This window comes from Seohaeicola saemankumensis (assembly GCF_042678485.1).
In the GTDB taxonomy this organism is placed as follows: Bacteria; Pseudomonadota; Alphaproteobacteria; order Rhodobacterales; family Rhodobacteraceae; genus Seohaeicola; species Seohaeicola saemankumensis.
Map to the genome: position 1 here is coordinate 1 of NZ_JBHTKR010000012.1, position 10,141 is coordinate 10,141.

The 10,141-nt window shown below is 55.1% G+C and carries 11 protein-coding genes; 6 read left to right on the forward strand and 5 right to left on the reverse strand.

Features of this window, described 5'->3' with window-relative positions; translation table 11 throughout:
• From ACFQ3C_RS18675 to ACFQ3C_RS18685, 3 genes are all read right to left on the reverse strand, one after another.
• On the reverse strand, nt 1-797 hold a 797-nt coding region (locus ACFQ3C_RS18675), incomplete at its 3' end, for a hypothetical protein (RefSeq protein WP_380795153.1).
• Between the two features lie 433 nt (nt 798-1,230).
• Entirely contained in the window at nt 1,231-2,064 is an 834-nt protein-coding gene (locus tag ACFQ3C_RS18680) for a class I SAM-dependent methyltransferase (protein ID WP_380795156.1), read from the reverse strand.
• Nucleotides 2,065-2,242: 178 nt separating this feature from the next.
• Entirely contained in the window at nt 2,243-2,527 is a 285-nt protein-coding gene (locus ACFQ3C_RS18685) for a cold-shock protein (protein ID WP_380795159.1), read from the reverse strand.
• Between the two features lie 270 nt (nt 2,528-2,797).
• On the opposite strand from ACFQ3C_RS18685, the gene ACFQ3C_RS18690 reads away from it, so the two are divergent.
• Together ACFQ3C_RS18690 and ACFQ3C_RS18695 are read left to right on the forward strand one after the other, a co-directional pair.
• The gene (locus tag ACFQ3C_RS18690; RefSeq protein WP_380795161.1) at nt 2,798-3,214 is read left to right on the forward strand and encodes a c-type cytochrome; all 417 of its coding nucleotides are present in this window, start codon (nt 2,798-2,800) and stop codon (nt 3,212-3,214) included.
• 573 nt (nt 3,215-3,787) lie between these two features.
• Nucleotides 3,788-4,315 carry a DUF6455 family protein gene (locus ACFQ3C_RS18695; protein ID WP_380795177.1) on the forward strand — a complete coding sequence of 176 codons (528 nt, stop codon included), beginning with the start codon at nt 3,788-3,790 and terminating at the stop codon, nt 4,313-4,315.
• Between the two features lie 157 nt (nt 4,316-4,472).
• Here the strand turns inward: ACFQ3C_RS18695 and ACFQ3C_RS18700 are convergent, their stop codons facing one another.
• Complete coding sequence (locus ACFQ3C_RS18700; RefSeq protein ID WP_380795163.1) at nt 4,473-5,201, reverse strand: transporter substrate-binding domain-containing protein; 729 nt, start codon at nt 5,199-5,201, stop codon at nt 4,473-4,475.
• Between the two features lie 478 nt (nt 5,202-5,679).
• Here ACFQ3C_RS18700 and ACFQ3C_RS18705 point away from each other — a divergent pair, with 478 nt between their 5' ends.
• From ACFQ3C_RS18705 to ACFQ3C_RS18720, 4 genes are all read left to right on the forward strand, one after another.
• Nucleotides 5,680-6,141, forward strand: coding sequence for a DsrE family protein (locus tag ACFQ3C_RS18705; RefSeq protein ID WP_380795166.1), 462 nt, complete (start codon nt 5,680-5,682; stop codon nt 6,139-6,141).
• Nucleotides 6,142-6,495: 354 nt separating this feature from the next.
• Nucleotides 6,496-7,458 carry a molybdate ABC transporter substrate-binding protein gene (locus ACFQ3C_RS18710; protein ID WP_380795168.1) on the forward strand — a complete coding sequence of 321 codons (963 nt, stop codon included), beginning with the start codon at nt 6,496-6,498 and terminating at the stop codon, nt 7,456-7,458.
• A 320-nt stretch (nt 7,459-7,778) separates the two neighbouring features.
• Nucleotides 7,779-8,378 carry a hypothetical protein gene (locus tag ACFQ3C_RS18715; protein WP_380795170.1) on the forward strand — a complete coding sequence of 200 codons (600 nt, stop codon included), beginning with the start codon at nt 7,779-7,781 and terminating at the stop codon, nt 8,376-8,378.
• A 618-nt stretch (nt 8,379-8,996) separates the two neighbouring features.
• Entirely contained in the window at nt 8,997-9,740 is a 744-nt protein-coding gene (locus tag ACFQ3C_RS18720; RefSeq protein ID WP_380795173.1) for a bestrophin-like domain, read from the forward strand.
• 159 nt (nt 9,741-9,899) lie between these two features.
• Here ACFQ3C_RS18720 and ACFQ3C_RS18725 read toward each other — a convergent pair.
• Nucleotides 9,900-10,141 (reverse strand): cold-shock protein (locus ACFQ3C_RS18725; RefSeq protein ID WP_380795175.1); only part of this gene is annotated, 242 nt, incomplete at its 5' end.

Here is a 10,141-nt window from a genome sequence, read left to right on the forward strand (position 1 = left end):
ATCGCGGCATCGCCTTTCCTGTCTGGCAGGCTCAACCCGCCAGACGGCCGTTGGAACGCCTCGGGTTGTGACATGACGTCAAGCGCGGAACTGATAGCCGTTTGCAAACTTTTGTCCACGCAGGGATGGATCGCACGCAGTCGCCCCAAGCGGTCAAGCTGGATGAAGCGGCCGCTGTCCAGATGATCCACGGCGCGGTCGTTCATCTCGATCACGCGCCTGTCCGGGCCGATCAGCAGCACCGGCTTGGGGATCCGGTTGATCAGATTGCGGTGTTGTTCGGACCGAACATCCAATTCGTTCTGGAAAGCAAAGGCGCGCTGCAGATGCGGGAAAAGCTGGTCTAAAAAGCCCTTTACGTCATCGAAACCGTCCCGCTCGGCCCTGCGTGTGAAGCCCAGCCATGTCCATTTGCCCTCGCCAAAGGCAAGCAGGGCACCGATCGTCCCGTGAAAGCCCTGCGGCCTTACCCATTCGCTGTAGTATGCAGAGTTGTAGAAATCTGGCGGATCGATCTCGTTGCCATGGAACCGTCCCATCGGCGCTGCGGCAAGTGTGCCGACCCATGGGTTTTGTCCAAGGTGTTGTAAGTCATAGTTTTCGCGATAGGCCGGATCGAAGCCAAAACTGCCCATTGTGTCGGTGGTGCCTGCAAGGATGTCCTCGGTGACCATGTCGCCCGCATCCGCCGCGATAAGCCTTCCCAGCTCCGATACAACGCGCTGGAAACCATCATGTGCCGCGACTGCTTCGTAACAGAGGTCTATGGCATGCAGAAGGTCGTCTTGCTGTAGCATCACATCCAATCAGGGTTCGTCGGCAAACGACTGGTGATCAAGGCAAACCGATACCCGTCACATGCTATTGCAAAGTTGACGTAGGGGCAACCTTCGGGTCAATCCTTTTCAAGGCTTGGGCCGTCGGCTGGGGCAGACCATTCGGACAAAAAGACTACCCTCAACTTGGAGGGAACAATCTCAATTTATCTGCGAGTGTTGGCTGGGGCGGTAGGATTCGAACCTACGGTACACGACGGCCAACACTGATACCATTTCTGCAATGCTCTGGCATGAGAGCGTGTTTGGGGCAGGGGGGGAGCGTGGTTGTCTTTCGGGCAAAGGTTGGGGCGACGGCTGGTCAGGTTGAAGGGCCGCTGTGCGGGACGAAGCGGGCATCCGGATCGGACTCCGAAACGCATGTATTGACGAAGACCTGCATCGCGATAGTTGTCTACGCTGCGGTCGCTTCAGTCACAACTGCGGGAATTGGCACGTCCCATTCAGGTCCCGGCCCGTGCTTTTCCAGAACCATTGCCACAACTGCCGCTCGTATAGCTGCCGCATAGGCCGGGGGTTGAGGACGCAACAGGGCACCGCCTCTAGCCGTTCCTTCAAGAAAGTAATCATAAGGCGAACCGGGGTCGCTGACGTGCCACTTCGATGCGACAGTGCGCTGACGGCAATCTTTGAAGCCAGCCTTTTCCAGCGCAGGAATGGCTATTGCTGGATCAGCATAGTCATTCGCTCCGGGTCCTGGTGGCAAGGCAATGTGAGGAGCACCGTGTTGGCCAATTGCGCCAAAAACATAACCTAGGGCAGTGTCGACTTCAGGCCCACACCATACTGAAAATACCAAACGGCCACCGGGGCGCAGAACTCGGCGGGCCTCTTCCAAAACCTTGGGCGGGTCCGGAACATGCGGCATCCCAAAACCGATTGTCACAACGTCAAATGACCGGTCCTCGAAGTCGAGGGACATGGCGTTGCCTTCGATGAACCGGGCGTCTGGCACTGCTGCCCGCGCCAACTCGAGCATGGCTGGTGAGAAATCCAGTCCTGTCACCCTTGCGCCTGCCTTGCATAGACCCGCCGCCACGTTGCCTTGACCGCAGCACAGGTCGAGCGCAACGATACCTGGCCGCGCCCCTACCGCCGCCACAAGGTAGGGAACAACCATGTCAGCGGCCTTGGCAAACACCTTCGCATAGGACTGCGCTACATCAGACTTCGCCCATTCGCGTTTCTCGAGTGCGGCGAAAGTGTCCGGCTCTTGAAACTCTGACATCCTCAGGCTCCACGATCTGCACCTCTGATTGAACAATCGCGCAAGGTGTTATGTCAACTAATTCCGGCGGAGCCGATATTTGCCGACCTGCAGCATATTGGCGACTTTGGACCCAGAGTGGTCTTCCGAGACTTCTGGAGTGCTATTGAGCACATAACGACCGAATGAGCCAAAGGACTCAGCTGGAACACCGTACCCAGTTCGCCACCTCCACCGCCAACCTGCCGCTATCGCCCCGGATCGCCCTGAGCGCAACCCCCTCGCCGGTCTCAAGGCTGGCAATCCCGGCAGCGCGTAAGACCTCGACGTGGAGGAACACGTCATCAGCCAAGCCGAACACGTTCGCAAACCCTATGCCCTTAACCTGATCGTACCACTTCACCCTCGCGGGCTGGTAGGGCAGGGCTTGCAAGGCTTCAGGGTCGAGGGTGGCGAACTGGACGAGCTGGCGGGCGGTCTGCAAAGCTTAGTCCAGACGGCAAATGGTGGACTAACCGGCTCTATATATGGCCAAGACCCGTCGCGCTTCATATCCGGCGGTAGCATGCATTATGCGAACGCATGAGTGTTGAAGCAGGCCGCATGTAGTGGTCTTGGGCTATGGCTTGACATGGATCAACGCAGTAATCGCATAAAGTCCGGCATTTTTGGCCAGTTCCAACGACAAGCAACAGGAATGAAAGGGTGATTTCTTAAAGGGTTTTTCGAAAACTCAAAGTAAGGGAGAAGACAAATGGACATGAAAGCAATCCTTGCAATTACTGCTGTCGGTATTTCGGCAGGTGCCACGCAGGCGGATGAATCCGCACTTGTGCTGGGGAAGTCGACCTATGGTGCGCTGTGCACCGTGTGTCACGGCGATGATGCGAAAGGCACGGGTTCGGTCGCAGAACTGTTCGCGGTCAAACCCCCTGACCTGACAACACTGACCAAACGCGCAGGCGGAGAGTTTCCGTTTGCGGATGTTTACCAGGTGATCACGCTGGGAATGGAAGCACCGGGGCATGGTGCGTCGGAAATGCCGATCTGGGGCGATTACTTCAAAACAGACGCCTTGGAAGATCGCGGCGTGAAGCCGGGCGACGCGATGTATATCGCTGTTGGTCGGGTGCTATCGCTCACGTATTACTTGGAATCGATCCAAGAATAGCATGACAGAAGTCGCAAAATAATCCTCCTGGAGGGCACTTGGGCGCGCTGCAGGATATGCTGTTTTGATCAAGCTTCAACGTGAAGGTCCTTACGCTGACTTCGACGTGGGTTCGCCACCAGGGGCGGAAATCCTCCCTTAGGGGCTTGTTTGGCGCGGAAGATCGCCAGTTCAATCTGACGAAGTGTAGGTCCGCTGGGCGCCCGTTACCTGTCATATGTCAGATAGACTGAGGCCCTGCAGAAGGCAGCACAAGCACCCCTTGCAGGGTCCCCACACTTTAAGGGTGAGGATTGTCCATTCGGATGCGTCCCTGCATTGTCTGACGTCAGCACACACCGGACAGATTTAGGGTTTTGAGCAACGGAGGATTTCTGGTTCATCGAAGCTATTAAGGAGCGAAGATGAACAAGAAATCCGGAACATCGAAGGAGGCTGCTGACAAGCTGGTCAGAGGCATCAAGCGCAAGACGCGCAAACACTACTCGGCCGAGGAAAAGATTACGTTCGTTATGGGGGCAGTGTGCACAAGACGATGGCGAGAGTTTGGCAGCAGCCGTCGTGGACCAGCAAGTGGTCAGTGTCGCATCGCGCGGAAAGCAGTCCTCCGCTGCAGCGCACATCAAGGTCCACTCTGCTCACTCCGTCCTCGCCCTATTTGTTTCAACCAATGATAAGCGGGCATGGGGAACGCGACGGCAAGCCTTCTGCCGTCGCAAGCCGAGTTCCTGTGACAAAAACCGTTTCAACGATTGCGGCAGATCAAAGAATGAGAAGCACATCGGCTGTAGGGTTGTATTGAGTTCAATACATGGAGAGCCCCGCACCTTGGCACTAAACCTTCGCATACCCGACCCAGAGGCTGTTGAAACGGGCGTCAGTCTTTGGCGAAGAATGCTGAGCGTATTGGACGTTGATCTCCCGAAACGACGACTTCCCAAGGCTGTGGAATATGAAATCCGAGAGAGCATGATCAACTGTCAAAAATGCAGGCATGCGGCCGACTGCATGAAGTGGCTAGAGTATCCTGCGGATATAGCGTCGCTTCCGAAGTTTTGCCTCAACCGCGAAATCTTTCCTCGACTCGCCGCGGTTCTATAGTTGGACAGACTGTCGCTCGAACCTGGACACGGCTTGACTGAACACCTAGTCAGATATCGTGTCGCAGAGGGCATCGGGATCAAGCTGTTGTGTGCCGCGCTCAAATTAAATGCCAGGTTCTAGAGCGAGCCAAATACTATGAACGCATAACATGCGGCTATTGCCAGACCACAGCGTCGTTACCGAGCAATTCCTTGTTCAGGGCATTCAGACTACCATCCTTCGACATGTCATAGATCAGGTCTTCGATTGCAAAACGCAGATCGATACTCTCGGAGCGCAGGGCCATCGTTACTCCGGGACGTAGATGGCGTCCAGGATTCAAGACTTCTAAGCGCCCCTCGGTAGCATCTACTAATGGAGCGAGATCTTCGTACTCACCAAAAGCGATTTCTGCACCACCTCCCTCCACCTCCCGAAGTGCCTCTTCAAGCGTTGGGAAATAGAGGATGTTGTATCCGCTCGTGGCATGCCAAGCCTCAATTGCAGGATCAGGAACCGCTGCCACGGTCTTAACGTTTCCGAATGGTACGAACCCAGGCAGGCCAACAATGGCGAAGGGATCGGGATAAAGATATGCAGCAGTCGTTTCGACACCGTCCCCAAAAGCTTCGGTCATCGGTATCGCTGCAATTATCACATCAATCTTTCTCGCTTTCAGTGCCGGAACAAGTTCATCTCTCCCCATGACTTTCCATGCACAATCAAACTTACCGCGCTGGCAAAGCAGCTCACCGAAAGCTTTATCAAAGTTCTCAAGGGCCGACGGGTCGACCGTGTAGTCTCCTGCTTCGTAAGCATCGACCGTTCCAATCATTACGGTTTGCGCGAACGCCTCCACAGGCAAAGCCAAAAGGCACGAAAGTATGATCAAATAGGTTTTCATGGCATTCCCCCCTTTACTCAGGAAAAGCTGAACGCTTCCTGAACAAAGCGTCTACTGACCTCGCATTGCCATCACGCTGATGCAGATCAATCTTCGTGTAACTTTGATCCTCCTGGTCCGGACATCGTCACTTAGTGCTTGAGCACCGGATCACTCCGCGCCGGCTCTATGTTCGAAGCGGACTTTCGCTACGTCTGAATCCTAAGCCCGGATTGGGTCGGAAGGAGCCGTTCGAAGATCGTAGGATCAAGGGCCGCTCTGCGGACAAAGCAGCCTTTCGCCGCAGGGCAGCACCAAGCATCCAGTCTAACGACCGCTGTGCGGACAAAGCGGACAGCAGATCATTGAAGAATTCTGTTGCCACATTCTTATCAAATAGATCATAATTTTTGAATGCATCGTTTGCAGCTATCTATCTTCCAACTGCTCGGGCGACGCATTATTCGGCCCCACGGAGGGCCTCAACCGGGAGGAAAAGATGCAATTCACAAGAACTCTGGCAGCCGTTCTGGCCGCTTTTTGGTCGCTCGCGTCGTTACCTGCATCAGCCCATGACGACGCCCCGCCACATGATATGCACCGGGTAGTCATTCAGGTAAGCGACGATAGTCCGGGAACTTTCAACAAAGTCCTGAACAACGCGACAAACTTGTCCGATTTCTTCCTCAAGCGCGGCGAGGAATACGAAATCGAAATCGTGGCCTATAACGCAGGCCTTCACATGCTCCGCACCGATACTTCACCTGTTCTGGAGCGCGTGCAGAATTTCAGTTCAAGCGTCCCGAACGTAACGTTCACTGCATGTGGCAACACAATCAAGGGGATGAGCAAGCAAGCGGGCAAGGACATCGAGATCGTGACGAATGCGCGAGTTGTCCCGGGGGGCATAATCCGGCTTATGGAACTGAGCGATCAAGGCTATTTTATGATCCGTCCATAGATATCGGCGACTAGAACCCATTTAGAGCTATTCCAAAAGGCACGGCCCAGTCCTGCTGGGCCGTGTCGTCGTCGTGAAGATCATGAAGCCTCTGTCCGCTCTGGGCTGAGAGCCACCATTCGCTGCTCTGTGGCGCAATAGGCCTATTTGAACGCCTGGTTCGGGCTCAAAGCTGTCGTTTGCTGCGAACAGGACAAATGGCCGATCTGTAGATGAAGCCGACAAAAACTTCTGTGTTTATCCCCATAGATGATGCGGAGATCGACTGGCGCCCAGAGGCTTTTAACGAAATTTTGCATATGATCGTGCTTCTGATACCGTCAGAATACAAACTGAGTAGGGAGGAGGATAGTCATGTCTTTTAGGAAAGTTATTGTAGCTGCCATTGCAGTAGTTTGGGTCTCGGTTGCAGCCGTCGCGCAACAAGACGATGCGGGCCATGGAAGCGATTACCGCACTTTTACCGCCAATGGCGTCGCTTACGGCCAGGTCGGTGATAGCTACACCGCCGACCTCGTCATGTATCTCGCCGGCAACCAGTTCATGGTGATGGAAGAGCTCATCACCGCCTTTCAGGCGAAGAACCCCGACATTGAAACGATCTACGTAGAGACGATCCCGCCAGGCCAGATCATGAACGGACAGATCCTCAAACAGGGCCAGATCGAAGGCCAGGACACGGCCATGAACCCCGATATCTACGCTTCCGTGCGGGTAAACCACCTGCAGCGGCTGGCGCAGGACGGGATCATGCATGACTACATGACATACATTCACAACAAGCTTGAACTCATGGTGGCAGAAGGTAACCCGAAGGGCATTAAGGGTGTCGAAGACCTCGGTAGAGACGACCTCGTGCAATCCCATCCGAACCCCCAATCCGAGGGCATCTTCCGCTTCTACGGCTCCCAGATGTTGAAGGATGTTGGCCTGTACGAAAAGGTCACCGGAGGCGCCGACTGCCGAGAATGCTGGGCCGTGGAGGGCAAGACCTGGTTCACCGCCCGCCACCACCGCGAAACGCCGGACCGGATCGAGAAGGGCGAGGCTGACGTCGGCATCGTTTGGACGACTGAGGTGATCGAGGCCAAGAAGCACGACCGCAAAATCGACGGCGTAGCGATCCCTGATGAGTTGAACAAGGGCGACGTCGTCGGCTACGCCATAGGAGCGCTTTCGACTGGACGCAATCCCTACAATGCGATGCGCTATCTGTCTTGGCTCGGCACCGAAGAGGCGCAGGGCATATACGAAAGCTATGGCTTCATCCCCGCGACAGCTGAGGAACTGAAGTTGAAGCCCTTGGTCACACAATAGGTAATGTTGGCGAAGAGGCTTTGCCTCTTCGTACTTGCAAACTCCAAACCGTGTTGGGGGTGCAAATGACCTCGGAGCGGATATTTTCTGCATTTACCTTGAGCGGCCGCTAGGGGCTCGGAGCAGACCTTCGCTGCATCGGCCACGAACGACTGCCTTGGGCCGGTAGCGAAGCAAATCCCATCCGTGCACAACGGGCGGAAAGCAGACGTTCGCTGCAGAAGGTGCTAAGGTCTGATGTGCGGGACAAAATGGCCTTTCCTTGCCACATAATTTTTTGACTTGCGACTACCGGCTCCGATGCGCGATCGTCTGCTAAAATGGGAAAACACTTCCTTAAGAAGAAAAAACCAGTTCTGTTGTTAGCTGCTCTGGGTGCGATTACAGGGTTATTCTCTTCCTATGCGGTATTGACGCATTTCTACGGGCGCACAATAGACGAAGCTGCGCTACTTGCCAGTTTGCCCGGCCTGCCCTTTGGGGTGGCAATGTGTGCTTTCCTTGCCTTCCAGGTAGGCCTCCCGGCTCTTCACGGGTATTTCGTAATTGGCATATTTGGGGCCTCTTGGCTCATCAGCTACTGGGGCACGCTCTATTTTTACGGATCTCTGATCCAACAAACCTTCTATCAAACCTTCTATGCGTCAAATACGGAAATCATTATTTTAGCGTTCGTTGGTGCAATAGCGGGCTTGATTGGCGCAGGGATTATCGTCTCTGGGTTAGCCGTTGTTTTGGCGCAGTATCGGGACGTCTCATTTGCCCGGCGTACTCTTCTTGTCGGCTCGGCTGTCGGATTACTCCTCCCGCTGACAATAGTCCCCTACTTCACACCGGTTTTCTTCGTTCTCTGGCAAGCCGCGGTAGCAGTGTGCTTGGGTTTGGGATTGGATCAGCCTTCGACTGACGCAGAAATATAGTGATATTTGTATGTTTCTGCTTTGGGCTCTAAACTGCCGTTCGCCATACACTCGATGAACGTACGCAATAGACCGCTCGTACCCCTTTCAGAGAGCCTGCCCCCCGTTGAAAGACAGGTCCCTCGCATGCAGCCTTCGGTACGCAACGTTGCGTACCGACGCCCAGCATCTGTGGTGGCTTCTTGTGAGGTATGATGATGAAGCCTTGCCAGCCCGCTGGGGCACCGGTTGGGTCAACCGACAACCTGCCACACAGCAAAGCATAGCCCGGCTGAACCGCAATTTATTCAGGTGAGTTGGCTGGGTCGGTAGGATTCGAACCTACGGTACACGACGGCCAACACTGCTACCATTTCTGCAATGCTCTGGCATGAGAGCGTGTTTGGGGCAGGGGGGGAGCGTGGTTGTCTTTCGGGCAAAGGTTGGGGCGACGGCTGGTCAGGTTGAAGGGCCGCTGTGCGGGACGAAGCGGTCACCGGCTCTCCGCCAGTTCACTTGGAAAATCTAGTTCGTCTACCGTTGGGCAACACCGTCTGAAACGGCAAAATGCCTTGTCGCGACGTATCTAAGTGTCTAGGCCTTTGGAAGTCTCTGTGCGACATTTCCGGAAGGCAACGAATGATCATAGGTGTAGGGATCATCCTTGGCACGATCGCGGCGGTCTTGGCCGCATATTTCGGATCACGCCTGATCCTGGGAGCCGATCCCGAGGATCGAACGCGCGACCTCGCCGCATCGGTTCTTTTCCGCGTAGCCGCACTCCATGGCCTTGTTCTTGCACTCGTCTTCGCGTCGGAAGTGGTCGAGTATCACTCTTTGGCGTTCGAGAGCGCTAGCGAAGTCAACGCGATCTCGGACATCTACTACGACTCGGAGAGATACGGTGACGAGGCGAGTGATATCCGTGATGCACTGAAAAAGTATCTTCAGATCGTGCACTCCGAAGAATGGCGAACCCTTGGAGAAGAAGGAAAGCTTTCGCCCGATGCTTGGGCACAATGGGACGCCGCCTATAGCATCGTTCTAGATCTCGTTCCGGATTCGCCGAGGCAGGTCTCCCTGAGAGACAACATGGTGAGAAAAATCCACCTGATCGCCGAGAACAGAGACCTGCGCGAACATCACGCCAAGACAGAGCTCAATTCAATGTTTTGGGCCGCCGCACTCGTCGGGGTGTTGCTTATATCTGTGGGATATTACTCGTTTCCGCCCAAGCGCGCGAACCTCGCGCTCATTTCGGTCTTTGCAGCCTATACCGGGCTTATACTTTTCACGATCTATGCAATGTCCAATCCATTCAGCGCACCCGCTGCGTTGCAGCCCATACTATTCGTGGAACTCTTTAAAGAGTTGGCAAACTGACGAATTTGGCCTCTTGTCACCAATTGGTGTGTCAGAAGTGCAGACATGAGACCAAGAGGCGTTCTAAGCTGTCTGGAGATAACGGCTTTCGGCCCAAAGTGGTCTTCCAGGGCTTCTGGAATCCTGCCGGGTACATAGCGACCCGATGCATCAAAGAACTCAGCTCGGACACCGCGCCCAGTCCGCCACCTCCACCGCCATCCATCCGCGTTCACCCTGGACAGTCCTAAGTGCGACCGCCTCGCCGGTCTCAAGGCTGGCTATCCCGGCAGCACGTAGAACCTCGACGTGGAGGAACACGTCATCAGCCAAGCCGAACACGTTCGCAAACCCTATGCCCTTCACCTGATCGTACCACTTCACCCTCGCGGGCTGGTAAGGCAGGGCTTGCAAGGCTTCAG

Bases quoted from the DNA above. Each gene is read 5' to 3' on its own strand.
- ACFQ3C_RS18720 (WP_380795173.1), top strand. From the start codon at position 8,997: ATGATCATAGGTGTAGGGATCATCCTTGGCACGATCGCGGCGGTCTTG.
- ACFQ3C_RS18715 (WP_380795170.1), top strand. From the start codon at position 7,779: ATGGGAAAACACTTCCTTAAGAAGAAAAAACCAGTTCTGTTGTTAGCT.
- ACFQ3C_RS18700 (WP_380795163.1), bottom strand. From the start codon at position 5,201: ATGAAAACCTATTTGATCATACTTTCGTGCCTTTTGGCTTTGCCTGTG.
- ACFQ3C_RS18680 (WP_380795156.1), bottom strand. From the start codon at position 2,064: ATGTCAGAGTTTCAAGAGCCGGACACTTTCGCCGCACTCGAGAAACGC.
- ACFQ3C_RS18705 (WP_380795166.1), top strand. From the start codon at position 5,680: ATGCAATTCACAAGAACTCTGGCAGCCGTTCTGGCCGCTTTTTGGTCG.
- ACFQ3C_RS18690 (WP_380795161.1), top strand. From the start codon at position 2,798: ATGGACATGAAAGCAATCCTTGCAATTACTGCTGTCGGTATTTCGGCA.
- ACFQ3C_RS18710 (WP_380795168.1), top strand. From the start codon at position 6,496: ATGTCTTTTAGGAAAGTTATTGTAGCTGCCATTGCAGTAGTTTGGGTC.